Annotated in this window: 22 protein-coding genes; 12 read left to right on the forward strand and 10 right to left on the reverse strand. The window is 57.3% G+C overall.

Going from position 1 to position 24,279, the window contains the following annotated elements; all coding sequences use genetic code 11:
* Window positions 1–16 precede the first annotated feature (16 nt).
* The gene (locus ACE38U_RS08910; RefSeq protein WP_375529549.1) at window positions 17–1,216 is read right to left on the reverse strand and encodes an MFS transporter; all 1,200 of its coding nucleotides are present in this window, start codon (window positions 1,214–1,216) and stop codon (window positions 17–19) included.
* 91 nt (window positions 1,217–1,307) lie between these two features.
* On the opposite strand from ACE38U_RS08910, the gene ACE38U_RS08915 reads away from it, so the two are divergent.
* A complete protein-coding gene (locus ACE38U_RS08915) occupies window positions 1,308–1,826 on the forward strand; it encodes an Lrp/AsnC family transcriptional regulator (protein ID WP_375529550.1) in 519 nt (172 codons plus the stop codon).
* A gap of 2 nt (window positions 1,827–1,828) precedes the next feature.
* Here ACE38U_RS08915 and ACE38U_RS08920 read toward each other — a convergent pair whose 3' ends face one another.
* The 4 genes from ACE38U_RS08920 to ACE38U_RS08935 all read right to left on the reverse strand — a co-directional run bounded on the left by ACE38U_RS08920 (window position 1,829) and on the right by ACE38U_RS08935 (window position 5,148).
* Entirely contained in the window at window positions 1,829–2,890 is a 1,062-nt protein-coding gene (locus ACE38U_RS08920; protein ID WP_375529551.1) for a DUF2955 domain-containing protein, read from the reverse strand.
* Window positions 2,880–3,941, reverse strand: a complete 1,062-nt coding sequence (locus ACE38U_RS08925; protein ID WP_375529552.1) for an HlyD family secretion protein — start codon at window positions 3,939–3,941, stop codon at window positions 2,880–2,882. Before ACE38U_RS08925 ends, ACE38U_RS08920 begins: the two co-directional genes overlap by 11 nt.
* A 48-nt stretch (window positions 3,942–3,989) precedes the next feature.
* Window positions 3,990–4,448: a MarR family winged helix-turn-helix transcriptional regulator gene (locus ACE38U_RS08930; protein WP_038472508.1), complete on the reverse strand. Its 459-nt coding sequence runs from the start codon at window positions 4,446–4,448 to the stop codon at window positions 3,990–3,992.
* 148 nt (window positions 4,449–4,596) lie between these two features.
* Window positions 4,597–5,148: a flavodoxin family protein gene (locus ACE38U_RS08935; protein WP_375529553.1), complete on the reverse strand. Its 552-nt coding sequence runs from the start codon at window positions 5,146–5,148 to the stop codon at window positions 4,597–4,599.
* Window positions 5,149–5,416: 268 nt separating this feature from the next.
* On the opposite strand from ACE38U_RS08935, the gene ACE38U_RS08940 reads away from it, so the two are divergent.
* From ACE38U_RS08940 to ACE38U_RS08955, 4 genes are all read left to right on the forward strand, one after another.
* Entirely contained in the window at window positions 5,417–6,793 is a 1,377-nt protein-coding gene (locus ACE38U_RS08940) for an SrfA family protein (protein WP_375529554.1), read from the forward strand.
* A gap of 2 nt (window positions 6,794–6,795) precedes the next feature.
* Window positions 6,796–9,768 (forward strand): virulence factor SrfB, encoded by a 2,973-nt coding sequence (locus ACE38U_RS08945; RefSeq protein ID WP_375529555.1) that lies wholly within the window; start codon window positions 6,796–6,798, stop codon window positions 9,766–9,768.
* A complete protein-coding gene (locus tag ACE38U_RS08950; RefSeq protein ID WP_375529556.1) occupies window positions 9,765–11,906 on the forward strand; it encodes a virulence factor SrfC family protein in 2,142 nt (713 codons plus the stop codon). Before ACE38U_RS08945 ends, ACE38U_RS08950 begins: the two co-directional genes overlap by 4 nt.
* A 937-nt stretch (window positions 11,907–12,843) precedes the next feature.
* Entirely contained in the window at window positions 12,844–14,574 is a 1,731-nt protein-coding gene (locus ACE38U_RS08955) for an ABC-F family ATP-binding cassette domain-containing protein (protein ID WP_375529557.1), read from the forward strand.
* A gap of 39 nt (window positions 14,575–14,613) precedes the next feature.
* Here ACE38U_RS08955 and ACE38U_RS08960 read toward each other — a convergent pair whose 3' ends face one another.
* The gene (locus ACE38U_RS08960) at window positions 14,614–15,951 is read right to left on the reverse strand and encodes an esterase-like activity of phytase family protein (protein ID WP_375529558.1); all 1,338 of its coding nucleotides are present in this window, start codon (window positions 15,949–15,951) and stop codon (window positions 14,614–14,616) included.
* Window positions 15,952–16,145: 194 nt separating this feature from the next.
* On the opposite strand from ACE38U_RS08960, the gene ACE38U_RS08965 reads away from it, so the two are divergent.
* Window positions 16,146–17,684: a methyl-accepting chemotaxis protein gene (locus tag ACE38U_RS08965; RefSeq protein WP_176982667.1), complete on the forward strand. Its 1,539-nt coding sequence runs from the start codon at window positions 16,146–16,148 to the stop codon at window positions 17,682–17,684.
* A 127-nt stretch (window positions 17,685–17,811) separates the two neighbouring features.
* Window positions 17,812–18,729 (forward strand): bestrophin family protein, encoded by a 918-nt coding sequence (locus tag ACE38U_RS08970; RefSeq protein ID WP_176982668.1) that lies wholly within the window; start codon window positions 17,812–17,814, stop codon window positions 18,727–18,729.
* Window positions 18,730–18,794: 65 nt separating this feature from the next.
* On the opposite strand, the gene ACE38U_RS08975 is transcribed toward ACE38U_RS08970, so the two are convergent.
* The gene (locus ACE38U_RS08975; protein WP_375529559.1) at window positions 18,795–19,475 is read right to left on the reverse strand and encodes an ArsR/SmtB family transcription factor; all 681 of its coding nucleotides are present in this window, start codon (window positions 19,473–19,475) and stop codon (window positions 18,795–18,797) included.
* Between the two features lie 75 nt (window positions 19,476–19,550).
* Here ACE38U_RS08975 and ACE38U_RS08980 point away from each other — a divergent pair, with 75 nt between their 5' ends.
* Together ACE38U_RS08980 and ACE38U_RS08985 are read left to right on the forward strand one after the other, a co-directional pair.
* Entirely contained in the window at window positions 19,551–19,910 is a 360-nt protein-coding gene (locus ACE38U_RS08980) for an antibiotic biosynthesis monooxygenase family protein (protein WP_375529560.1), read from the forward strand.
* Window positions 19,903–20,646, forward strand: coding sequence for a sulfite exporter TauE/SafE family protein (locus tag ACE38U_RS08985; protein ID WP_375529561.1), 744 nt, complete (start codon window positions 19,903–19,905; stop codon window positions 20,644–20,646). Before ACE38U_RS08980 ends, ACE38U_RS08985 begins: the two co-directional genes overlap by 8 nt.
* Here ACE38U_RS08985 and ACE38U_RS08990 read toward each other — a convergent pair.
* Complete coding sequence (locus ACE38U_RS08990) at window positions 20,643–21,032, reverse strand: rhodanese-like domain-containing protein (RefSeq protein ID WP_375529562.1); 390 nt, start codon at window positions 21,030–21,032, stop codon at window positions 20,643–20,645. The two genes, ACE38U_RS08985 and ACE38U_RS08990, sit on opposite strands and share 4 nt — an antisense overlap.
* A gap of 65 nt (window positions 21,033–21,097) precedes the next feature.
* Between ACE38U_RS08990 and ftrA the strand changes: the two genes are divergently transcribed.
* The 3 genes from ftrA to ACE38U_RS09005 all read left to right on the forward strand — a co-directional run bounded on the left by ftrA (window position 21,098) and on the right by ACE38U_RS09005 (window position 22,873).
* Window positions 21,098–22,102 carry a transcriptional regulator FtrA gene (gene ftrA / locus ACE38U_RS08995; RefSeq protein ID WP_375529563.1) on the forward strand — a complete coding sequence of 335 codons (1,005 nt, stop codon included), beginning with the start codon at window positions 21,098–21,100 and terminating at the stop codon, window positions 22,100–22,102.
* A gap of 121 nt (window positions 22,103–22,223) precedes the next feature.
* Entirely contained in the window at window positions 22,224–22,319 is a 96-nt protein-coding gene (mgtS, locus tag ACE38U_RS09000; RefSeq protein ID WP_008459108.1) for a protein MgtS, read from the forward strand.
* A 194-nt stretch (window positions 22,320–22,513) separates the two neighbouring features.
* The gene (locus ACE38U_RS09005) at window positions 22,514–22,873 is read left to right on the forward strand and encodes an RcnB family protein (protein ID WP_038472558.1); all 360 of its coding nucleotides are present in this window, start codon (window positions 22,514–22,516) and stop codon (window positions 22,871–22,873) included.
* Window positions 22,874–22,918: 45 nt separating this feature from the next.
* Here ACE38U_RS09005 and ACE38U_RS09010 read toward each other — a convergent pair whose 3' ends face one another.
* Both ACE38U_RS09010 and ACE38U_RS09015 read right to left on the reverse strand, forming a co-directional pair.
* Complete coding sequence (locus tag ACE38U_RS09010) at window positions 22,919–23,176, reverse strand: MafI family immunity protein (protein ID WP_038472561.1); 258 nt, start codon at window positions 23,174–23,176, stop codon at window positions 22,919–22,921.
* A 147-nt stretch (window positions 23,177–23,323) separates the two neighbouring features.
* The gene (locus tag ACE38U_RS09015; RefSeq protein ID WP_375529564.1) at window positions 23,324–24,226 is read right to left on the reverse strand and encodes an alpha/beta hydrolase; all 903 of its coding nucleotides are present in this window, start codon (window positions 24,224–24,226) and stop codon (window positions 23,324–23,326) included.
* Window positions 24,227–24,279: the final 53 nt, after the last annotated feature.

The raw sequence follows: 24,279 nt of genomic DNA on the forward strand, positions 1-24,279 counted from the left end.
GGTTAACATGGGAGACTCAGCCCATAACCTTCACGCCCTGCCCGGCAAAATCACGCCACACGCAGGTGAACACCGCGATCCCCATCAGCGCCAGTGAAACCAGCGAGAGAGCGGTAAAACCATGGTCGGTATAAAGCGGCCCGTAGCTGCTGCTGCCGGCAAATACCGCCAGATAAGTCACCGCGCTATTTAGCCCCATCAGCGTGCCACGCTTAGCCGGGTCGATTGCCGTCAGGCGCTGAATCAATAAATTCACCCCCAGATGGTTCACCAGGCCCAGCACAAACAGCAGGCAGATAACCCCCACCAGCGTGCTGCCAAACAGCGCAAGCCCAAGATAAACCGCAGCAGCAACCAGAAGAACAGGCGGCATAAGGCGTTTAGGGCCAAACCGGTCCACCATCCCGCTGAGCAATGCCGCACAGCCAAACCCTGCCCCATAGGCGATCGCCACCCCGCCGTTCGCCGTCACCGGCAGGCCGAGATCCTGATGAAGATGGTCGCCCAGATAGGCATACAGGCCGTAAAACGCTGTCATAAATGCGCAGCACACCACCAGCAATGACTTGATCCCCGGCAGGCCCAGCGCAGAAAGCGGTGACGGGGCAATGCCCGCCGCCGGGCGATCCTGCATGTTCAGCCTGAACAAAGCAATCAGCGCCAGAGCGGCAAGGCAGCTGACCGACACATACACCGCGCGCCAGCTGAACAGTTCGGCCAGCACCACGGAAAACGACACGCCGGCGATCATGCTCAGCGTCCAGCCGGTCAGCACTTTGCCGATGGTCCGGCTTTCACGTCCCGGCTCCGCGATGGCGGCCGCGCTGGCGTAAATCGCGGGCAGCGCGATACCCGAAGCAATCCCGGCAATCAGCTGGGCGGCAATAAACATCGCCACGGAAGGCGAAGCCGCGCAAAGCAACAGCGCCACGCCCAGCAGCGTCATGGTGAATTTGAGCATCCGGGCAGAGCCGACTAAGTCGATAAGCCTTGCCAAAAACAGCGCACTTGTCGCCGTGCCAAGCCCGAAGGCCGCGGCGGCCATCATCACCGTTGGCACTGTCGCGCCTATGGATGACGCCACTGCCGGAGCGATTGGCCCCAGCACCATCGAGTTAGCGCCGATAACGCCGACGCAGCCGGTTAACACATATACAGCTTTGGCGGGAGACAGAGACGGCTCTGGATGCAATTCCAGACACTGGCTGTTTTTCATTTCACTTCCTGAATAATGATTAAGCTTGACTTACATTCGATAAAAACCAATTTTATCCGAATGAAATTCAGCGTCATTAGCGAGAGTCGATATGAAAAAAGAAACAGACGGTATTAAGCAGAACGGTGCGGCAGAACGAGTTCTCGATGCCGCAGACCGAAGAATATTAGGCACGCTGGTGGAAGATGCGACCATCAGCTATGCCGAACTCGGCGAAAAAGTGGCGCTTTCTGCGCCAGCGGTACATGAACGCGTTAAGCGCCTGAAGCGATCGGGCGTGATCCAGCAGACGGCGGCGCTGCTCGACCCAAAGGCCATCAACAAATCCCTGCTGGCGTTTGTTCATATTGATACCAAAGGCTGGGGAAAAACGCCGGATCTGCTGCGCATTTCCGCCTACCCGGAAGTGGAGGAGATCCATTCCGTCGCCGGGGACACATCCATGCTGCTCAAGGTGCGCACCGAGGACTCAAGAGCGCTTGAAGCCCTCCTCGCCCATCTGTATGAGATCAACGGCGTGGTGGCGACCAGAACCTATATCGTGCTGTCGACCTATCTTGAGCGCCCTGTCCAGCCGGGCATTACCCGCGACTGGCCGGAGCAGGACTAACGTCATTTCACGATATAGCGCGTTGAGGCAAAATTATTCAGTACCTTATGGATAATAAAGGTGACGGCCAGCGTGCCGACAATTGCTACCGATACCGATGAAATACGGTACAGCGCGCTAAAAACGATATCCTGGTTCGGGTGCATGTATTGCCCGAACATCAGCGCCAGAGTGGTCAGAATAGAAAAGCCCACGCCCGGCCCGACCTTCTCAAAAACGTGAATTCGCGCGGCCAGCAGCAGGCCGAGGCTAATCAACGGCATCAGCAGGATCAGGTGACGGCTAAAATCGTAGATAACCAGCTGGACCAGAATCGCATAGAGACACCCGGCTATTACCCCGACGATGCGCCACCAGGATGAAAGAATCGCCCCACGGAAGTGCATGGGGAACAGAGCAAAGATCCCTGCCATCAGCGCGGCCAGGGAGTCATTCAGCGTGTAGACCTGGAACACGGTGAATAAGATGGTCGCCGTCAACGAGGCGAGCAGGGTTTCATGCATTACCCTTGGCCCGTCTTTTTGGATAGCAGGCGGCGGCTTGCGCGGCTCTACGTCCGGCAGCAGATAGCAGCTGAGCGCCGACAGCCCTACCGCCAGCAGGCTGCCGATGATGTTAGAAAACATCAGGTCGCTCATGTCGGTGGTCGGGTAGCTCAGGAAGTTTGCCATCACGCTTAAGCAGACCACGCCCATTGAGCCAAACAGGAAGAGCGGGCCCCGGCTCATCAGGTAGAAGCGCGTCATGTACATCAGGAAGACAATCAGCGTCATCGGCAGCGGGTAATTCACCAGCACCGCAAACAACAGCGTCATTTCCACGCAGTTAATCAGCGCATTGGCGATCATCTGCCGGGCGATATGGCCGTTGAAAACAGGCACCAGGCCGGTAAGCATGATGGGGTAAACCACATAGAACACCCCATACTGCGTATTGACCCAGCTGTAGACAAACATCCCCACGCAGCCCGCCATCACGATGCGCAGCATATGCCGGAAGTCATTGCCGCTGAACGGCGTCGGCGCGTTACGCTTCAGCGGGCCAAGAATAAATTTAATAAACATAATGCAGGTAGCTCACCAACCTGATTTGCATCCCGCCGATAAACGAAGCGAAAGCGGAAGGTGAATTGTAGAGCTGCACCGTGGCCCGCGCGCCCGCCGGCAAATCTGGCGTTTTCCCGTCTTCAAGCAGCAAATGAATGCGCATGCGCTGCGCGTCCCTCACCCAGCGGTTTGATGTTTCAGGAGCTGAAAGCTGCCCGTTAATAGCCTGCTGCCCCTGCAGGACCCCCGCATCTTTGCTGGTCACCCGGGCTTTGAAAACCTGCCCCGGAAGCCCGTCAAAAACGATGTCTGCCGTTGTCTCTGGCCGGGTTTTGCTCAGGCTTTTCTCCCGGAAGTCGGCCACGATATCGAGCCTGTCGTTGACCAGCGCCAGCGCGGGTGCGCCCGCCCCGGCATACCAGCCCTCTTTCAGCTGCAAATTACTGATAACGCCGTCGCTGCTGGCAACCACGCGGGTGTAATCCAGGTTTAGCCGGGCGTCGTTCAGCAGGTTACGGTATTTTTGCAGCGTGACGTTTTGCTCCCCGCGTTCACCCCGCGAAATCACCAGCTGCGCCAGCGACGCCTGGAGGTTGTTAACGTTTTGCACCGCGCTTTGCCAGCGCGTAAAGGCCGCGTCCAGATCCTGTTTTGAGATCAGATTCCCGCTGCTCAGGCCGTTGTAACGGTGATAGCTGCGCCCGGCATTGTCGGCATCCAACTGGGCGGCTTTGATTTTCGCCCGCGCGGCGCTGATTTGGGCATCAATTTGCTGGTTGTCGAGTATCGCTTGCTGATAAGCAATCTCCGCGCGTTCCAGCTGATTTTGGTAGGGCTTATTATCTATCTCGAACAGCACATCCCCTTTCTTCACCACGCTGTTATTGCTGACGTAGATATGCGTCACGTAGCCCGACACGCGGGATGAAACCGGGGTCACCACGCGCATCACGGTGGAGTCTGGGGTTTGCGGCACCCAGATATCGGCGGCCAGAAAATAGCAAAACATTGCGGCAAACAGCGCCAGCGTGACTTTTACCCAACGGGTAAATCGTTGTTCAGGGGTCATAACTACTCGCTAAATGAGAAATACGCCTGAATACCAGGCGTAAAAAAACTACCGAATTTTGATCATGTTGGCGGCCAGCAGATTTACCGTCTGGCTGAACTGTTCTATTTGCTGCGCCGGAATGCCCTGCGCGACCTGCGCCTGACAGCGCTCCACCGTTTCACTTACCGCTTTAATCGCTTTTTGACCTGCGGGCGTCAGCGAGATAAATTTCACCCGCCTGTCTTTTTCGTCCGGCGTGCGGGTGACATACCCTTCTTTCTCAAGCTGTGCCAGCGTGCGCGTCAGAGGCGGCAGGTCGATGCCCTGCGCCCGGGCCAGATCCGTGACGGTGATTTTCTCTCCCGCCACGCTGAGCTGCATCAGCGTCGTCCAGCTGCTTTGGGTCAGGCCGGTAAAGGCGACGGCATCATCCACGATGCCGCGCCACAGGCGTACCAGCATCGCCAGGCGCATCCCCAGCGGGCGTTCGGGAAAATCGACAATGTCGTACTTATCGTCATGCATGAGGTACTTCCCAGATAAATAGTCACCAAGTTAATTATCATGATAAGTATTTATCTGATGAATACAACTGACAATAACCAGGGGTAATTACTGAGGAAGAAGCCAAAGGCAAAAGCGCCCGCAGGCGCTTTAGAAAAGAAGAGAAACGTTAGCTCAGGCGGGCGGCAATATCGGCCACGCGGGCGCCATATTTCACGGCGGTGTCCAGGTCACCCTGGGCAATTTGCTCGGCGCTGGCATCGGCCGGGGACTGCACCAGCAGGCCTACGGAGCCGCCCAGATTGTTCGCGTCTTCACGGGTTGCCGCCAGGGTGTTAGCAGGCAGTTGCCCCAGGCTAACCCAAATGCCGCCGTGCTGGGAGGCCAGGGTTTGCATCCACTGCAGGCTAACCTGCTTGTCGCCGTTCAGGCTGGCGCTGTTGGTAAAGCCGCCGAACACTTTGTCCTGCCAGCCGCGGGTAAACCACACTTTAGACGAGGCATCGGCAAACTTCTTAAACTGCCACGGCACGTTGCCCATGTAGGTTGGCGCCCCAAAGATAATTCCTTTGGCTTCGTTCAGTTTTTGCCAGTCCGCTTCCTGAATATCACCGTTGCTGTCTACGGCGATCAGTTCGGCGTTTGCCCCTTGCGCAACGTGCTCTGCCACACGCTTAGTGTGACCGTATCCGGAAAAGTAAATAACAACGATTTTAGCCATAATGTTTCTCGACATGGTTAGAGGGAAAGCTCCGGCCTGCTGGCCGCGAAAACGGAGCCCATCGTGTCTGCCTTTTTCTTTCTGGTCAAGAAGTTACCCGCCGGTAAGTGACTTACCTGCGGGTAAGTATAGCCGCCTCATTTTATCTAATAGCCAGATAATTTACCCATTTTGCCGTCTCTTCAGCCGTTTGACTTAGGGCCGCTTCGTTAAACTGTAAAGCGTGAAGATGGCTCTCGGGTGAGCCGTTAACAGCAGGATTGATGACGTGGCAAAAACATTATTGCGCAGCGGATGCCTGGATGACTTTCTCGCGCTGGGCGAAAACGGTCAGGCGGTATTTGATTCGGCGTTTCAGATACGTGAAACCTTACGCCTTCGTAAACAGCAGGCGGTCGCCGATGCCCTGGCCATTCCCCAGCCTAACGACGAAGGTGACCGGGTAGACTGGTACGCGCCTCAGGAAGGCAGCGTCACCAGTTGGGCCGCCGCCAGCGACGAAGAGCGTCGCACCGCCCTTCGCTATCTGGATAATTGCTTATCTAACGTAGCCTCGCTCAGCGCCCGCTGCCAGCAGGCGGATAAAACTTCGATTCGCCTGTTTGGCGCGCTGCTGGAAAAAGCCCTGCAGTTCCCCGGCAGTCAGCACGTCTATCTGGTGAACGGCAAGCCGGTTATCACCTTCTGGGGTTTTGTGAACCTCAACCAGGGCGCACGGGATGACGTGCTGGAGTGCCTGCGCGTTGTTGAGCCGCGCGAGCCGGAAATCGCCTTTATCCCAGAAGAAGCCATGCCGGAGCCCGAACCGCTGCCGGTAGAAATCAGCGAGCCGGAAAAACCGCTGCTTGAAACCCCGCGAGCCGTTCAGGTATCCGAAGATTCTCCTGTTTACAGCCTCTCGACAGCCGCCATTAAGGCAGCGCCGGTTGAAGAAGAAAAAACCGCGCCACCTCCGGAACCCGTCGTCATAGCGAAAAAACCACGTCGCCGCTGGCTGCTGCCGGTCGCCGCCGTGATTGCCGTGGCCGTTGCGGCACCAGTTAGTTACCTGTTGCTTAGCGGTAATCAGGCCGAGCCTGTGGCAATGGCCCAGGCCGAAGTTCAGCCTCAGCCTATTGCGCCTGCGCCAATCCAGGCCGTAGACGCGGTAAAAACCACCCTGCCGCTGACGCCTGCCGAGGTTGTCGTCCCGGCAAAACCAGAGCCAGAACCTGCCGCAGCACCTGAGCCAGAGGCCATTGCCGTTGCGGCAGACGTGCCGAAGAATGCGTTAATTTTACCGGCTGAAGCGCTGAAAATGGGCTCCACTAAATTCCTCAACGGCACCTGGCGTGCGCAAATTAATTTCAGCGACCCAATCACCGGCAAAGCCCCAAGCCTGCGCTACCAGATTGCCAACAACAAAGGCACGGTGCGCCTGGTGCACGGCGATAACATTGTCTGTAAAGCAGAGATGTTTTCCGGCCTGCATCAGAACGGCGCGCTGATGATTAAAACCCGCGGCAGCGCTCGCTGCAGCGACGGCAGCCGCTACCCGATGCCGGAAGTGACCTGTAAAACCGGCAGCAACGGCGCCGCCGTTTGCACCGGGCGCTATGATGGCGACAAGGTCATCCCCATCACCTTCCGCAAAGTGAGTAACTGAGAATGCTGGCGACCCTTTTTCACTACAAGCCGAGCGTCACGCTCATCAAAGACAGCGGCATTCAGTTCCTGGATTTCGGCCTTGCGCCGCAGACTAACGCCGCCCACGCCGGGCGCTTTGTACGCCAGACGGCCAACGGCCCGCTGCTGCGTCTGGACTACGACGTGGTGCCGGGGAAATTTACCCTGCCGGGAGAAAACGGCGCCGCGCCAGAAGTGGTGAAACCCGAAAGCACCATTACGCTTGGCCACTCCCTGCGGGTGATGGATAAGACCTGGCTGCCGCTGCCTTTCCTGCGTTTTAACCCGCCCCGTACCTTTGTTGGTGGCCCCGATAACTGGGCGCGCGTTCAGGTTCGGGTGCTGGAAACGCCTGACCCTGCGGGCAACACCGTGCGCATTAGCATCGCCCTGGACAGCAAGATCTACGCGGATGACCACCCGGCCGCGCACCTTGCGCCAACCGAAAGCGACGTGCGTAACGGCGCTCGTTTTGCCCTTGCCTGGCATAACCACGAGATCAAAGAGTTTCTCGATCAGACCTGGGTGGACGGCTGGCTGCGCGAAACCTTTGCTCAGTTCGCCACCCGCGTTGAAGAACGCTCGGAGCGCGACCTCACCGCGGCGATGAAAGCCTTTGAGTACCAGGCTCACTACCTGAATATTCTTGAGCTTATCGGCAATCAACTGGCGGTGCCGGAAGTGAAAATCGTCACGGCGACCCTGCAATCCCCGCCGATTGACGTAGATTTAGTGCTCGACGTCGGCAACACCCATACCTGCGGCGTGCTGATTGAAGATCACGGCGAAGAGAACGATGGCCTGCGCCAGACCGCCGAGCTGCAAATCCGCTCCCTGAGCGAGCCACAGCTGATCAACGACGCGATGTTCACCAGCCGCCTTGAATTCAGCGAGGCGAAGTTCGGCAAGCAGCATTTCTCCGTCGAAAGCGGACGTGACGACGCTTTTGTCTGGCCTTCTATTGCCCGCGTCGGCGATGAAGCCCGCCGCATGGCCTGCGCTCGCTTCGGCACCGAAGGCGCCAGCGGGATCTCCAGCCCGCGCCGCTACCTGTGGGATGTCACGCCAGCCAGCCAGGACTGGCGCTTCAGCCAGATGGGCGTCAAAACCCAACGCGAGCCGCTGGCAACCGCCTTCCCGCTGATGAACCTGATGAACGATGACGGGCAGCCGCTGTACGCCCTGCCGATGGACGAGCGTCTGCCGGTGTTTTCGCCGCAGTACAGCCGCAGTTCGCTGATGACGCTGATGCTGTGCGAGCTGCTCTCTCAGGCGCTGATGCAGATCAACAGTATTGGCTCCCGCCAGAGCATGGGGCACCCGACCTCACCTCGCCAGCTGCGTAACCTGATCCTGACGCTGCCTTCCGCCATGCCGAAGCCGGAGCGCGAGCTGTTCCGCCAGCGTATGCAGGAGGCTGTAGGCCTGGTGTGGAAGGCGATGGACTGGCACCCGACCGACGACGGGTTCACCCTCGAGCGTGACAAAAAGAAAAGCATCGTGTCGGTGCCAGAAGTGCAGATGGAGTGGGACGAAGCGACTTGCGGCCAGCTGGTCTGGCTGTATAACGAAGCGCTGGTTAACTATGCCGGGCAAACCGGGCGCTTCTTTGAGAGCCTCGCCCGCCCTGACCGCGCCCTGACGCCGGACGAACCTGTCGGTAAAACCCTGCGCGTAGCCTCGATTGACATCGGCGGCGGTACCACCGACATGGCCATCACCCAGTACCAGCTGGATGACGGCGTAGGCAGCAACGTGAAAATCGCCCCGCGCCTGCTATTCCGCGAAGGTTTTAAGGTCGCCGGGGACGATATTTTGCTGGACGTGATTCAGCGCTGCGTGCTGCCCGCTTTACAGACCCACATCCATAAAGCAGGCGTAGCCGACGCGCCAGGCCTGATGACCACGCTGTTCGGGGAGTCCGGCCGCATGGATACCCGCGCCACGCTGCGCCAGCAAACCGCGTTGCAGCTGTTTATTCCGCTTGGGCATGCGGTGCTGTCATTCTGGGAAGAGAGCGACCCGGAAGAGCCGAATGCCGTACTTGAAGCCACCTTTGGCGAGCTGCTGAGCCAGCGGCCAACCCGCAACGTGATCAATTACGTTCAGCAGGCCGTGCAGCATGAGCTACCGGCCGATGCGCCGCAGTTCGACATCATGAGCGTGCCGCTGCAGGCAGAAATTGCCGCGCTGCAGGATGCCCTACTGGCGGGCCAGTTTACCCTCACCGCGCCGCTGCAGGCGTTGTGCGAGGTTATCAACCATTACTGTTGTGACGTGCTGTTAGTCACCGGTCGCCCGGGCTGCCTGCCGGGCGTGCAGGCGCTGCTGCGCCATCTCCAGCCGGTGCCGGTTAACCGCATCGTCTGGCTTGATAACTACCAGACCCATGAATGGTATCCGTTCAGCCAGCAGGGCCGCATCGGCAACCCGAAATCTACCGCCGCGGTGGGCGCGATGCTGTGCAGCCTGGCGATGGACCTGCGTCTGCCGAGCTTTAACTTTAAGGCCGCCGATATTCAGGCCTATTCCACCGTGCGCTATCTGGGCATGCTGGACGGCAACGACCGGCTGCTGAAAGACAACGTCTGGTACCGGGATATCGATCTCGACAGCCCGCAGGCGAGCCTGGACACCCGAGTCCACTTCCCGCTGCGCGGCAACGCCTGCCTGGGCTTCCGCCAGCTGGATAACGCCCGCTGGCCGGCCACGCCTCTCTACACGCTGGCGATTAACTCGCCGCAGCTGGCGAAATCTATCGCCGGAGACGGCGTGCTGAACGTACGCCTGAAACAAACCCGCGAGGCCGAGTCGTTTCACCTCGCCGAAGCCTGGCTGTCGGACGGCAGCAAAGTCCCTCTCGAACAGCTTAGTTTTAAACTGAATACCCTCGCTGGCAGCTACAGCGGGGCGACGCATTACTGGATAGACAGCGGGAGCGTTTACCAAAAATGAAGCAGCTAACTACCTCGCTCAGCCCTCTGGTGACCTGGGTTCAGATGACCCGAACTTTCTCTCCGCTGCTGGATAACGAAGCAGACAGCCTGCTGGCCCGCCTGCAGCAGTTGAGCGAACGCCAGCGCCGAATCAGCGCGCTGGAAGACGCTCCGCTGACGCTGGGAATTTATGGTCACGCTCTGGACGGCAAAAACCACCTGCTGAATACCCTGCAGGGCAGCCCGAACGGGCGCATTGATATTCAGCTCGGCGATAAGCGCCTGGACTACCTGACGCACATCAATCCGGGGCATACGCCAGCCACCATGGCGGTGCGTTTTAGCGCGCAGCACGCGCCGGAAGTGGATAATTACCCGCTGCTGTTGACGCTGTTTAGCGAAGCCGAACTGGCACAGCAGTTTATCAACCGTTATCACGCCTCTGACGCGCCTCGCCTGGCGACGTCCAGCGCGGTTGCCCTGCGCCTGACCGAACTTGAGTCCCGCCGTCAGCCCGTGCAAACGCCAGGCTTAACCAGCGAAGAAACTGCCGATCTGCTGCACGGCTACCACCGCCTCCAGCGTCGCCAGAATCACCTGGACGAGCACGTTGGTTACCAAATGGCGCAGCTTGCACCTTACCTCTGCGTAGAAGATCGGGCCGCGCTGTTCGCCCTGCTGTGGGGGGAAGATAGCGCCCTGACGGAAACCTGGCAGCGGCTGGCGCTGGCGCTGCAGCACCTCGGCAGCGTGGAGCAAGTGCTGGCCCCGGCAAGCCTGGTCGTCGACAGCTTCCTGCTCCCGACAGAGGGCTTTCTGATCCCGACTGGCCCGCAAGACGTGCCTGAACAGGCTGACGTGATGGTTTGCCCGCTGGTGGATAATCTGCCTGGCTCCCATCTGAGCCTGCCGCAAAACGATCTCGCCCAGCTGTGCGCGGAAGTCATTTTTACCCTCAGCCAGCCGTCGGCGCTGGCCAACGTAGACTTACTGGATATTCCTCCTCAGCTGCTGACCTGGTATACAACTCGCCTGCAGCCGGACACGTTGCTTGTTTGCAACGCCGTCAATGAGCGCGGTGAAGTGCAGGCGGCGGGCAAAGCGCTGGCGTGGTGGGTGGACAGCACCCAAAGTCCGGGACACAGTGCGCTGCCGGGCCTGGTCTGGGCGATTACCCCGTTTGATGCCCGCTTTACCCTGGGTACCAGCCTTGATGACGGCGTTCAGCGTCTGGTCGGCTATCCGGGTAAACGTTGGGGCACGTTACAGGCGCTGGACAGTAGAAACATGCATCGCCTGCTGGAATGGTTGACCGATGCGCTCAATACCACCCGCCGGGAGCAGCGTATTGCCGCACTGCGCAACGACCTGGACACGCAAACTGTCGCGCTGTTCCAGCGCTTTATTGACGCGCAACAGGTTACGCCCCAGCAGGCACGCCAGCAGGCCGAAGATCTTGTGCGCGCCCTGCAGGCGAGAGCCACCCAGCATGGAAATTTGCTGGCAAGCCTTGTACCGTCTCGCGATGCGCTTCAGCAGCGCTGGCTACAGCATCAACAGCAGCATCAGCCTAAGCCGGAAGGCTTTGCGCTGGAAATAGACCTGTTTGCCGACGGCACCGAGCATGAAGCCTCGCAGAGCGAGGGCATTAGCTATGCCCGTGCCGTGCATCAGCTTTGGGTTAACCACCTGCGCCTGCTGGGCCATCGCCGCGAGGCAGCGCACCAGTTTGGCCTGGACAGCGTGCAGCTTCAGGCTTTGTGCGATGTGCTGATCGTCGCCAGCTATCGGCTGGATGTGCCGCTGATGCTGGAACGCAGTATGCAAAACGGTGATTCAGGGCTTGAACTGGATATCTCCCGCGCCAGCACGGTGCTGGGTGATTTCATTGCCTGGCTGGGCTACGCCAGCGTGCCCGTTTCTGGCCGCCCGGCAAGCCGCGTGAACAAGGGCCTGGCGGTGTTTGCCCCTCCCGCACAGGCGGATATCAGCCGCCGACTGACGCAGCTCGGCGAGCAGCCCACACGCGGCAACGCCAGCTATGTTTATGACTGGCTGGTCGCGCTGTATACCCGAGCCACGGAAAATATCGGTTACCAGAACCCGCTGGATATTAACGATAAGCAGCGGCAAACGCTGTTGAAGCTGCTGGGGTAAATTGGGGAACATTATCGCTGAGTAGATCGGCACGATGCTCTATGAAGAAATGATGAAGGTTCCGTTCACTTCCAGTCCTGTTCACATGTCACCACCGAACCGGTGAACGACTCGGGGAAGTCACCGTCACTTCCCCGAGACCCCGGACTCCCGGCCAAATAAATCGACCGCTAAAGCGGCAGACCTCCGTTTTATCTCCCAGTCCTGGGTCGGCTGAGATGCGTTCCCGACGCTCTCAGCCTCCGGCCGTTCCCGACGTCCGGACCCTGGCCAGTCGGAGAGAAAACGGAGGCGATTTAAGCCGGAACCGAGCCTCGCTTCTTATTTTTTACCCTCACCCTAACCCTCTCCCTGGAAGGGAGAGGGAATAAACAATGTTTCACGTTGGCTGTTTTCCCCCTCTCCCTCTGGGAGAGGGCCGGGGTGAGGGGAAGATTTGTTCCCGGCTCTCATCGACCCCGAATGTATGGGTGATAGCCGGTGGGTTTACCGCTTCAGCGGCGATGAGCTCGCCGGGCGCCGGGGCTGTTCGGGGGATGGCGTTATCCCCCGGACACGTTCACCGGTGCAGTGGCTACATATAAATCAGCATTTGAAGTGAACGGGATATTCGCCATACCTTCGTAAACGGATCTACAGCTAGCAAGCAGGCAATCACAACAATTTCTGGCAGGTGGCAACCCGTTAACTTTCCCGCTACAATCCGCCTACCCATTCACTCAACGAATATAAGGAGGATCCCCATGATGTCTTGTGAGCGCTTTAACCGTTCGCATACTTTTGGCGATCGTCTCTGCTCAAGCGTTATCGGTTCCGTGCTGCGATAACTTCGGCTTGAGCGAAGAAACTTACTGAATCCCTTCCCTCGGGTTTACCGGGTTATCGTCAGCGTTATACGACGAGGCGTTTGCACGCCATAACTCTTGAGTAAGCACCTATGAGCACTTTATTAACCGCCCAATCTCTGCACCTCGACACCGCTTTCGGTTCGCTGCTGGAGTCCATCACTTTTACCCTGAAAAAAGGCGACCGCATTGGCCTGATTGGTCATAACGGCTGTGGCAAAAGCACCCTGCTGAAACTGCTGGACGGCACCCTTTCGCCCACCAGCGGCTCGGTTACGCGCGCGGCCACCTGCCTGATGGCAAGGGTTGAGCAGCATCTGCCGGAAAGCCTTAACGCGATGACCATGCTAGATGCGGTACTGGCGCAAATTGAGGATAACCTGCGAGATAGCGAACGCTGGCGTGCGGAAGCACTGCTGGCGAGCATGGGCTTTAGCGAAACGGACTGGCAGCTGACCTCCGGCACGCTGAGCGGCGGGCAGCATACCCGCCTGCTGCTGGCGCGAGCGCTGATAAGCAAGCCTGACCTGCTGTTACTGGATGAACCCAGCAACCACCTCGACCTGCCCACGCTGCTGTGGCTGGAGCAGTTCCTGCGCGGCTGGAGCGGCAGCTTTGTGCTGGTTTCTCACGACCGTAGCCTGCTGGATAACGTCACCAACGGCAGCTGGATTTTGCGCGATCGTTCACTGCATTTCTTTGCGCTGCCGTGTACTCAGGCACGCAGCGCGCTGGAAGAGCGCGACAGGACCGATGCCCACCGCCATCAGGCGGAGCAAAAGGAAATTGACCGCATTACCGCCAGCGCCAAACGCCTGGCCATTTGGGGCCGGGTCTACGACAACGAAGACCTTTCCCGAAAGGCCAAGCAGATGGAGAAGCGCATCGACCGGCTGAAGGACGAGCAAACCGAGCTCACGGCCGGCAGCCAGTGGCAGCTTAAGCTGAAAGGCGAAGCGCTGATTGCCGACAGGCTGCTGGAGCTGGAAGCGCTGAAGGTTCGGCCTGCGCCGGAGTGTGAACCGCTGTTCACTCTGCCTTTGCAGAGAGTGAAAAGCGGCGACCGCGTGGCGGTGATAGGCCGTAACGGCTGCGGCAAGTCATCTCTGCTGCGCCTGCTTTGGCAGCAATATCAGCAGCCAGAACGCGAGGAAGGCATTCACCTGCATCCTCGTGTGCATCTGGGATATTACGACCAGACGCTGCATCAGCTTCACGACGGCGACTCGCTGCTGGCGGCGCTGGAGCCTTTTGCCCCGCTCAGCGAGCAGGACAGGAAAATGGCGTTAATCAGCGCCGGATTCCCGTGGCTGCGGCATCAACAAGCCGTCAGTACGCTGAGCGGCGGTGAACGTTCACGGCTATTGTTTGTGGGGCTGACGCTGGCCCGCTATTCCCTGCTGATGCTGGACGAGCCGACCAACCACCTGGACATGGAAGGCAAAGAGGCGCTGGCGGAAACGCTGCAAACCTTTGAAGGCGGCGTGCTGCTGGTGACCCACGATCGTGAGCTGATAGCCAAAAGCTGTAACCGCTTCTGGCTGGTAGATAACGGCGTGTTAAGCGAATGGCACGACCTGGACGCGCTGTACGCGCTGCTGACCGCAGAGGAAACCGGGCAACCGGTGGCCGACGCGAGCCCACAGCCCGAGCAAACCGTAGCTCAGCCCTCGGGTGAAAGTGATGTGCTACTGGAGCGGCTTATCGAGCTGGAGGAAAAGCTGGCGGAGGACACAGCCCGCAAGCAGAAGCACCAGAAACCGGCGCTGCAAAAACAGTGGCGGGCAGAGATAGAGGCGCTAAATAAACAGTTAGCGATTTAAACCTAAAGCCATCCTTCGGGATGGCTTTTTGGATAGAGATTACTTCAGGGGTTCGGGCAGCTTAATTACCCAGAAATCGTTCTGCGATTCAGGTTTTTCCAGCGGTTTCAGCTCGATTTTGGTCTCCACTGCCGTGCCGTCTTTCAACAGATGACCTTTCCCGTCAACCTGGTAGTCATCGGCGTTTTGCAGCACAGCCTGCAGGCCAAAGTCGTTGTCGTTGATCACGGTAATCGTCTGGTTATCAATCAGCGCCATACCTTCGGCTTTTTCCTGCTGCCAGCCCAGCTTGCGCAGGTCGACGACCTCTTTTTTGCTCGCCAGCTTGATGCCGCGCGCCTTCAGTTGCTCAGCATCATCAAACTCAGGGGCTTTTTCTTTATCGAACCCAGCCAGGTCGGACGCGCCGTTCAGATCGACCACATACACCAGGTTGCGCATCTGCTTGTTCTTGTCGCCGCCTTGCTCAATCAGCAACAGCCGGTGGTTATCCAGCGCCACGATGTCGCCAATTTTGGCATCTTTGGCTTTTTTATAGACCTCCACGTCTATCGGGTAGCCGTACATTTCTGTTTTACCGGTCGCCGGGTCGAGACTCACCAGGCGGGTAAATTGCGCGCTGTTTTTGGTTTTGCCGTCAATATCCAGCGTGCTTTGCACCGCTGCAATAATACGGCCATCCGGCATACGGGTTATGCCTTCGAACCCACGGTTAGGCTGGCGCCATTTGACAATATTTGGCAATCCGCCCGCCACGCCCTGTTCACCTTGCTCAGCCTGCGGACCATATTTTTTCAGGATTTTGCCGTCAGCATCCACATGGATAACGAACGGACCGTACTCGTCGCACAGCCAGTAACCGCCTTTGCCGTCCGGCGTTACGCCTTCGGTATCCAGCCCGCGCTTGTCGCTCTTCAACTGCTGCAGCGTATCGCTCAGGGCAATTTCATTGGTAGCGCCGATGAGCCCTTCAGGCAGCGGCAGCCCGCTAACTGGCCCTTGCTCATCATGCAGCGGCTTCGCGTCTATAGCTTCGGCCTTGCCTTTGCCAACGCGGAGGGTCATCAGCAGCGGCGTGAAGTCAGGGTTTGCAAAAATCTTGGACTCTTTTTTCCCGGCTTTCGGCGAATCGGCGTTTGGCCCGCGATCCGTCACGGTGGTAAAGATCAGGTCGTCGCCCTGCTTGCCCATAAAGGTCAGGCCGGAACCTACGCCTACCGGCAATCCATGAGGGAAGTTAGCGGCGTATTCTCCTTTGTAGGCCACGCTATCCCCCTGAGGGAACGTGACAATGTAACGTTCTACCTGCGCATCCGCAGCGTAAACAGCCAGAGGGAAAACGGTACTGAAAAGTAAGGCAAGTGTTTTTAATTTCATGGTTTTTATACATATCGGTGGTTGAGGTACCGGAGTTATAAAATAGCCAGATGACAGTAAGATTACACTTTGTGCTCTATATTCGCCGTTCGGTAAATATCCCCTTCGCGCTGCCGATAACCCTACAGCCAGCAGTGTTGAACTTCTTAGCGGCTGGCTGGGATGAGAATATTTTACCGAATTAAGGATGTACTATGTCAGTCAGGCGTTTTTCGATTTTGGTTTTCAGCACGCTATTGTTTATTTTTCTCGCCAGTACGGCGTCCAACATTTGGTCCCTTACCCGCAGCAATCACGCCCTCAATGACGTAAACAGTGAAATCCGCGTCGTGTTATCCGTAATTGACCCGATTAACCACAGCCGCACGATGCGCGTTCGCGCCATGCAGGCGATTCAGGAGATGGATTCAGGCAACGCCACAGGGGCAAGCCAGAGTCTGGAAGGTGCAAAGGAAGCGCTGGGCAAAGCTGACTCAAGTTTCCAGGGTTACCAGGCGGCGGTGAAGCAGCCCGGAGAACAGGCGCTGGCGGATGAGTATAAAGCTGCCTGGCTTGCCTATCGTGACGGTGGCCTGCAGCTCCTGCTGGACGCCGCCAAAGCCAATGACAAAACCCGCAGCGCTGAACTGGTCACGACCACCATCCCTGCGCTCGATCGCGGGTTCGAAATCACGCTGGATAAGCTGCTGGCGTTCAGAGAACAGCACGCGCGTCAGCTAAATGAAGATGCGCAGGCGGGCTTCCACTCCAGCTTTGTTGCCATCGGCCTGTTTGCCGCGCTGTTTATCGCGATCCTCGCCGCCGTGTTTATTTTGCTGAAGGTTCGCGTTCTTAAAGAGCTGGATACCGCGAAGTCGCACTGCGCTGAAATCGCCAACGGCCTGCTGCATCACTCGATTGATATCAAATCCAATGATGAAATCGGCCAGATGATGCACAGCCTTGAGCAAATGCGCCTGTCGCTGACCGACATCATTGGCCAGGTGCGTGACTCCAGTACCACCGTGGCTTATGCCGCAGAAGAGATAGCGGCAGGCAATACCGACCTGTCTGCCCGCACCGAAGAACAAGCGGCCTCTCTGGGCGAAACGGCGGCCAGTATGGAACAGCTTACCGTCACGGTTAAACGGACGTCGGAAAGCTCGCATCAGGCCAATACGCTGGCTAACGGTATGCGCGCGGCGGCGAGCGAAGGTCAGCAAATCGTCGACCAGGTGATAGGCTCCATGCGCAATATCGAAACCAGTTCCGGCAAAATCGACAGCATTATCTCCATCATTGAAGACATTGCTTTCCAGACCAATATTCTTGCCCTTAACGCAGCGGTAGAAGCCGCACGAGCGGGTGAACAAGGCCGTGGTTTTGCGGTGGTCGCCTCCGAGGTGCGCAACCTTGCCCAGCGCTCCTCCGTGGCGGCAAAAGAGATTAAAGATCTGATTGAGCTGTCCGGCCAGCAGGTTATCAACGGCAGCGAGCTGGTTAACCGCGCGGGGGAAAGCATGAAGCGCATCTCATCTTCCATAACGCAAGTCACCACGCTAATGGCGGAAATTGCCGTGTCTACCGACGAGCAAAGCCGCGGCATCGAGCAAATTAACCAGGCCGTGCTGCAAATGGATGTGGTTACGCAGCAAAACGCCGCGCTGGTTGAGCAAGCTTCTGCCGCTGCGCTTTCTCTGAAGGATCAGTCTCAGCGGCTCAACGAAGCCGTCTCGGTGTTCAAACTCGCCTGATAGCCTCTTCAGGCCACCTTCTGCCGTTCTGGGGTGGCCTGTTGTTAATATTCTGTAGTGATAAATGTTGATCTGCGTCACGGTCTGCCGTTAAATACAGGCTCTTGTTACTATTCTGTTACTCATCATGATCGTTCGCCCGCATCAACACTGGTTGGCTCGCCTGTTCGTCTGGCATGGCTCGGTACTGGAAAAAATTTATTCCCGCCTGCTGCTGAATCTTGCTCTTTCGATTAGCGTTATTTTCTTTCTGCCGTGGTATGAAACCCTCGGGATAAAGCTCACCATCGCACCGTTCAGCATCCTCGGCGTGGCCATCGCTATTTTCCTCGGGTTCCGCAACAGCGCCTGTTACGCGCGTTTTAACGAAGCGCGTTTGCTGTGGGGGCAACTGGCTATCACCTCCCGCTCTTTGCTGCGTGAGGTGAAAACGCTGACGGGCGACCAGCCTGAAGCCGTGCAGCATTTTGTGAATTTGCAGGTGGCCTTCTGCCACAGCCTGCGCATGACGTTGCGCAAAAAGCCGCAGCAGGAAACGCTTAGCCGCTACCTGCGCCCGCAAGATCTGGCCTGGGTCAGCGAAAGCCACGCCCCGTGCAACCGCATTCTGATGCTGATGGGCAGTTGGCTGAACCAGCAGCGCGAACGAGGCGTTATTTCTGACGTGCTGTGGCGCAGTCTGGACAACCACCTGAACGAACTGTCGGCGGTTTCCGGCGGCTGCGAACGTATTATTTCTACCCCGATGCCGTTCGCCTACAGTCTTATCCAGCACCGCACGGTGTATATCTTCTGCATCATGCTGCCGTTTGCCCTGGTGACCGACCTGCACTACATGACGCCGTTTGTTTCGGTGTTTGTTTCCTACACCTTTATCTCTCTCGACTCGCTGGCCGAAGAGCTGGAAGATCCGTTTGGTACCGAGGATAACGACCTGCCGCTGGATGCAATTTGCGTGGCAATTGAGCGTGATTTGCGGGATATGAACGACGAGGCGGAGAAGCCCGAGGCGCTGAAGCCTAACAGGCATTATCGGTTGAGCTAGATTACCCTCACCCTAACCCTCTCCCTGGAAGGGAGAGGGGAAACAACCAAGTGCCAGACAGTCTGTCAAAGCGTCACTCCAAATATCCCCGCCAGCTTGCGCTTACCGCTCGCCGACACGTGCAGCTCGCGGCTGACTAAATCCCGCCGCATCCAGCCTTTTTGCTCACAGGCATGCAGCAACGCTTTCCCTAACTGCCCGCCCAGGTGTTCACGCCTTTCGCACCAGTCCAGACAGCCGCAGGCATAGCGACGGCGGGACGAACCGGCCTCCGCGCTTACCCCAAGAAGCAACAGCTGCTCTTTACCGTGAGCGGTGACCGCGTACTCTTCACCTTCCAGCCAGTTAAGACGAAACAGCGCGTCGTGCAGCGCCACCGCAATTTCACCCGCCATATGGTCGTAGCAGGTTCTGGCGTAGCGAAGGTTGCTGGGCGTTTTAGTGCGTAATGCGGCGTCATCGCGGCCAACCAGCCCCATTAATCCCTCCAGCGCGCTGGCGATTTGGATGCTATAAAGCCGATAGTAGCGGTGCCGCCCCTGCTGTACGCAGGCAATAAGCGATTGCTCCATCAGCTTTGCCAGATGGCTACTGGCGGTCGATGGCGCCACATCAGCCATAATGCTTAATTCGGTTGCGGTCCATGCCCGGCCATCCATGAGTGCACAAAGCATGCTGGCGCGGGTTTTATCTGCAATGGCGGCGGCAACGCCGGCAAGGCGGGATTCCAGAAAATGTGTTTCCATATTTCGATGCTCAGCGAAGCGTCCTGTCTGACGATGAATTAGGGTTAGCAGGAGATAACCATAAGGAGCAACCTGATGATCGCCGTAATCTTTGAAGTCCTGCCTGCAGAAGGTCACTATAGCCGCTATCTTGAGCTGGCGGCAGAGCTTAAGCCGCTGCTGGCAGAAATTGAGGGGTTTATCTCCATTGAGCGTTTTCAGAGCCTTAGCGAGCCGGGGAAAATTCTCTCGCTTTCGTTCTGGCGCGATGAGGCCGCCGTGCAGCAATGGCGCAACCAGGAACTGCATCGCAGCGTCCAGCAACAGGGCCGCTGCGCGGTCTTTACCGATTACCGGCTAAGGGTCGCAGGCGTGATTCGGGATTATGGCATGTTCGACCGTGAACAAGCTCCGCAGGACAGCCGTGACGCGCACAAGGAAAACGCTGATGAGTGATATCACGCTAAGCCTGGCGATTGCCGCCACGTTTGTTCTCGCAGGAACCGTGAAGGGCGTCACCGGGATGGGTTTACCCACCGTGGCGATGGGCATTTTAGGATCGCTGATTTCCCCGGTTGCGGCGGCCGGCATGCTGCTTCTGCCCTCTTTCCTGACCAATATTTTCCAGCTCTATGAAGGCGGTAACCTGGCCGCATTGCTCAGGCGCCTGTGGCCGATGATGCTGACCATCGTGCTGGGTACCATCGCCAGCAGCAGCCTGTTAGCTTCGGGCAGCAGCCACGCGACCACAATTGCGCTGGGCATTGCGCTGATTATCTATGCGTTATGGACGCTTTTTGCCAGACCGCTGCACGTGCCTGCCCGCCATGAACGCTGGCTTTCACCGCTAATAGGCTTACTCACCGGGTTGTTGACCGGCGGGACCGGCGTGTTTGTGATCCCCGCCGTGCCGTATATTCAGTCGCTTGGCCTCGAGCGCGATGAACTGGTTCAGGCGCTCGGGCTTTCCTTCACCTTTTCTACCCTGGCACTGGCGGCCGGGCTTTGGTGGCACGGCGCGCTGCAGGAAATCGCTATCAGCACGTCAGTCATGGCGGTGGCCGCCGCGCTTATCGGCCTGTTCGCAGGCCAACGTATTCGCAGGCGCATCAGCCCATTAGCCTTTAAACGCGGCTTCCTGGTTTGCCTGGTTCTGCTCGGCGGCGATATGGTTATCCGGGCGCTGATTTAGCCGAACGCCAGGCCTTCATCTGCCCAGCCGGTAATGCCTCCGGGCATAACCTTCATTAACCTGCCGAGCTGCGCAAGTTTTAATGCGGCGCGGTCGGCACCGTTGCAGTGTGGCCCTGCGCAGTACACCACAAACAGCGTGTCTGCGGGCCATTCGGCCATGCGGGCTTCGGTGATAAGCCGGTGCGGTAAATGAATAGCACCCGGCAGGTGCCTGCGAGCAAATGCCTCGTCAGACCCCACCACGTGCAGCAAAACAAAGTCGATATCACCGCTGTGAATCGCCGCGTTGACGTCTGCACAATCGGTTTCAAGCGACAGTTTTTGCAGGTAATGCGCCGTGACGATTTCTGGGGCAGCAGCCTGGTAATCAGTGACATAGCTCATACGCTTCTCCTTTTGGTTTGAGCTTTGATTCTGAAACAACCGCGCCGGCTTGACAGCTGGCATAAATGACGATTAGCGTAAAGATTATGACAAAATTATCCGTTACCTCTGATTCTCCGCTCGTTGTGGCGCTCGCCTACGACGGCCTTTGTACGTTTGAATTCGGCGTGGCCGTCGAGGTTTTTGGCCTGCCGCGCCCGGAGATGGGCGAAAATTGGTACCGGTTTGCCGTGGCCGGTATCGAGTCCGGCGAGCTTCGGGCGATGGGCGGTATTCGGCTGGCCGTTGACGGCGGGCTGGATTTGCTGGCTGAAGCCAGCCTGATTGTCATCCCCGGCTGGCGCGGTATTGATGCACCTGTCCCGGAGGCGCTGATCGAAGCCCTGAGGGCAGCGCACATGCGCGGTGCCCGCATTATGTCCATCTGTTCTGGCGTATTTGTTCTGGCCGCGGCTGGCTTGCTTAATGGCAAACGGGCAACCACCCACTGGCGCTACACGGCTGCGCTGCAGGCGCGTTATCCGGACATCGACGTTATTCCGGACGTGCTTTACCTCGACAACGGTGACGTTTTAACCTCTGCAGGAAGCGCGGCCGGCATCGATCTTTGCCTGTATCTCGTCCGCCGTGATTTCGGTGCAGCGGCCGCGAACAGCGTTGCGCGCCGATTGGTCGTACAGCCGCATCGCGACGGCGGGCAGGCTCAGTTTATTGAACAGGCCGTCCCCGTAGAATACGAAGGCGAACGATTTGCGCCGCTGTTTGATTATCTTCAGCGCACGCTTAGCGGCCAGCATTCCGTGGCAAGCCTCGCCGCTTTTGTCGGCATGAGCCCGAGGACTTTTTTACGCCGCTTTGAGGCCGCAACGGGCGTTACGCCTGCCCGCTGGCTGCTACAAACACGCCTCAAGCGCTGCCGGGAACTGCTGGAAAACAGCGCGTTGTCGGTAGAGCTTATTGCCGAACAAACGGGATTTGGTTCAGCGGCAACGCTGCGGCATCACTTTCGGAAACACTTGCGTACTTCTCCCGGCGCTTATCGAAATTCATTTACTTCACAAAACGAATAATTTACCTGCGGTTAGTCATTGTTTAAGTTGTGTACGGTATGATGGCGTCACTCATCTGAGTAAACCCTTTTTTATCACGCGAGGTATTTCTATAGAAATGCAGTAATCTGGAGGATTAACTATGTTAGGGAACATGAACGTATTTATGGCAGTACTCGGATTCATCTTGTTTTCCGGTTTTCTTGCCGCCTGGTTTAGCCACAAATGGGATGACTAATGAACGGTGACCTTCCCCCACCTACCACGCCTCTCGCGAAATACACTTTCCGGGAGGCGTTTTCTTTTCTGCCGCCGGTTACGGTGGAGGATTTGCTAACAAAAAAATACAGCGCGAAATGAGTAAATCGGCACAATTTGTTGTCTTCCTATTCGGGACCAACAAAAGCAGACTGGATTCACTCTGGAGAATTTATGCGCAAGTCAACAAAAGTAGCGGTATTAATGGCGGTATGGCTCGCGGGCGCGCTGCCCTCTCTGGCCTTTGCCTATTCAGGGGATAAGCAGCTGAAAGCGACTGCGCCCGGCACGTCTACGCAGTCCTATGAACTAAAAGAATTCTCCTCAGATTTCAAAATGTACAAAATCGGCGACATCGCGCCGGACATCTACCGCACGGAACCCTATAACATCAAAAGCTGGCAGCTTCGCCATCTTCCTGCGCCACAGGCCGGCAGCCACTGGACCTATATGGGCGGCAATTACGTATTAATTACCGACGCCGAAGGAAAAATTCTTCAGGCACTGGCCGGCGATATATTTTATCAGCACTAAGGATAATCCAACCCTGAGGCTGGATTTCCTTAAGACCTTCAGGGTTTAATTTAATAAGTTCCTCAGGGGATCGATTTCGGCATAGTGATTATCGATCTCCAGTTGCCCTGCAATATCCAATACCTGCCTGTATTCTTCAGGGCTAATGCGCACCTGATAATTTGCGATATGTCCACACAGCGTTTCAAAAGCCAGTACGTTCTCTGAAAAGTCGATATATTCCAGCGCGAAGTCAATAAGCGATGAATCGAGCCGGTTTTTAAGAGCCTCACCAAAGGTTTTAATTTTTTCGTTGATATCCATGTTGACCACGTAAAGTTAATTGTTATTTGCGTGCCATCATTGCGTATAGAGTCGGCATCCTGCCGAAATACATCCCTTTGGATATCGGATTGCGAGGAAATTTCTTGAGGGGTAAGCGTAATAGTTATTTTAAATGGCTACCTGGCGCTAACTTTTTGCCAGCCATTTCGCGTAATGCTCGGGCCATTTCACCGTGGGTGTCCCCGGTTTACCCATGCCGAAACCGTGGCCGCCGCTGCTGTAGCGGTGCATTTCTACCGGAACATGCTGCTGTTCGCAGGCTGCCGCCATAATCAGCGTGTTTTGAGGGTCAGAAACCGGATCGTCTTCCGCCTGAACCAGGAAGAACGGCGGCGAATGCGGCGTGAGGTAATTCTGCACCGACCATGCGGCGTTTTCGGCAGACGAAGCGTCTTTGCCGACAAGAATCTTATGGGTGGAAGTATGCTCGTAAGGTTTTTCCAGCGTAATGACCGGATAAATTAGCGCGGCGCGGTCAGCGAATGCCGGTTTGTCGTCTAAACGATCCTGCTTTGGATAGGAACGATAGTCGGTACGCGTGGCGGCCAGGCCAAGCAGATGCCCCCCGGCGGAAAACCCCAGCACGCTGACGTTGTTTGCTCGTTCACGAACAAGTCTCAACGCTCGTTGCGCATCCTGGAATGCAACCAGATTACCGTCAACCCATGCTTCCGACGGCAAACGGTAACTCAGCACATACGCGGTATAACCTCTCTCCACCAGCCATTCTGCCGCCGGCCAGGCTTCTGACCCCATTTCAATGCGCTTGTAGCCGCCGCCCGCGGCCACCAACACGGCGTGGCCATTAGGTGACTCGGGTTCAATCACGGTCAGAATGGGAAACGCAATATTGCTTTGCGCCCCTCGGGCCGAGGTCTGAATACTCCCGGCTGGCCCACCGCCGCCGGGAGGCGTGCCTTTCCACAGCGGAATAACCGAACGCTTAACGCCTGCGGAAGCAAAAGAAACGCCCGCCTTCGCGGCAAGTAGCCCGGCGGTAACACAGGTAATAAAATGGCGACGATCCATAGTAAACTCCTGACAGCACAGGCTAATCAATATGCCAAAAGAGTGTGTCTAAA

This window comes from Cedecea selenatireducens (assembly GCF_042138895.1).
Lineage (GTDB): Bacteria > Pseudomonadota > Gammaproteobacteria > Enterobacterales > Enterobacteriaceae > Cedecea > Cedecea selenatireducens.

Excerpts from the sequence above, each read along its gene's own strand:
- ACE38U_RS09005 (WP_038472558.1), top strand. The coding sequence starts at position 22,514 with ATGCGCAAGTCAACAAAAGTAGCGGTATTAATGGCGGTATGGCTCGCG.
- ACE38U_RS08930 (WP_038472508.1), bottom strand. The coding sequence starts at position 4,448 with ATGCATGACGATAAGTACGACATTGTCGATTTTCCCGAACGCCCGCTG.
- ACE38U_RS08915 (WP_375529550.1), top strand. The coding sequence starts at position 1,308 with ATGAAAAAAGAAACAGACGGTATTAAGCAGAACGGTGCGGCAGAACGA.
- ACE38U_RS08955 (WP_375529557.1), top strand. The coding sequence starts at position 12,844 with ATGAGCACTTTATTAACCGCCCAATCTCTGCACCTCGACACCGCTTTC.
- ACE38U_RS09010 (WP_038472561.1), bottom strand. The coding sequence starts at position 23,176 with ATGGATATCAACGAAAAAATTAAAACCTTTGGTGAGGCTCTTAAAAAC.
- ACE38U_RS08985 (WP_375529561.1), top strand. The coding sequence starts at position 19,903 with ATGAGTGATATCACGCTAAGCCTGGCGATTGCCGCCACGTTTGTTCTC.
- ACE38U_RS08965 (WP_176982667.1), top strand. The coding sequence starts at position 16,146 with ATGTCAGTCAGGCGTTTTTCGATTTTGGTTTTCAGCACGCTATTGTTT.
- ACE38U_RS08970 (WP_176982668.1), top strand. The coding sequence starts at position 17,812 with ATGATCGTTCGCCCGCATCAACACTGGTTGGCTCGCCTGTTCGTCTGG.
- ACE38U_RS08920 (WP_375529551.1), bottom strand. The coding sequence starts at position 2,890 with ATGTTTATTAAATTTATTCTTGGCCCGCTGAAGCGTAACGCGCCGACG.
- ACE38U_RS09015 (WP_375529564.1), bottom strand. The coding sequence starts at position 24,226 with ATGGATCGTCGCCATTTTATTACCTGTGTTACCGCCGGGCTACTTGCC.
- ACE38U_RS08980 (WP_375529560.1), top strand. The coding sequence starts at position 19,551 with ATGATCGCCGTAATCTTTGAAGTCCTGCCTGCAGAAGGTCACTATAGC.
- ftrA (WP_375529563.1), top strand. The coding sequence starts at position 21,098 with ATGACGATTAGCGTAAAGATTATGACAAAATTATCCGTTACCTCTGAT.
- mgtS (WP_008459108.1), top strand. The coding sequence starts at position 22,224 with ATGTTAGGGAACATGAACGTATTTATGGCAGTACTCGGATTCATCTTG.
- ACE38U_RS08910 (WP_375529549.1), bottom strand. The coding sequence starts at position 1,216 with ATGAAAAACAGCCAGTGTCTGGAATTGCATCCAGAGCCGTCTCTGTCT.
- ACE38U_RS08990 (WP_375529562.1), bottom strand. The coding sequence starts at position 21,032 with ATGAGCTATGTCACTGATTACCAGGCTGCTGCCCCAGAAATCGTCACG.
- ACE38U_RS08975 (WP_375529559.1), bottom strand. The coding sequence starts at position 19,475 with ATGGAAACACATTTTCTGGAATCCCGCCTTGCCGGCGTTGCCGCCGCC.
- ACE38U_RS08945 (WP_375529555.1), top strand. The coding sequence starts at position 6,796 with ATGCTGGCGACCCTTTTTCACTACAAGCCGAGCGTCACGCTCATCAAA.
- ACE38U_RS08960 (WP_375529558.1), bottom strand. The coding sequence starts at position 15,951 with ATGAAATTAAAAACACTTGCCTTACTTTTCAGTACCGTTTTCCCTCTG.
- ACE38U_RS08950 (WP_375529556.1), top strand. The coding sequence starts at position 9,765 with ATGAAGCAGCTAACTACCTCGCTCAGCCCTCTGGTGACCTGGGTTCAG.
- ACE38U_RS08925 (WP_375529552.1), bottom strand. The coding sequence starts at position 3,941 with ATGACCCCTGAACAACGATTTACCCGTTGGGTAAAAGTCACGCTGGCG.
- ACE38U_RS08935 (WP_375529553.1), bottom strand. The coding sequence starts at position 5,148 with ATGGCTAAAATCGTTGTTATTTACTTTTCCGGATACGGTCACACTAAG.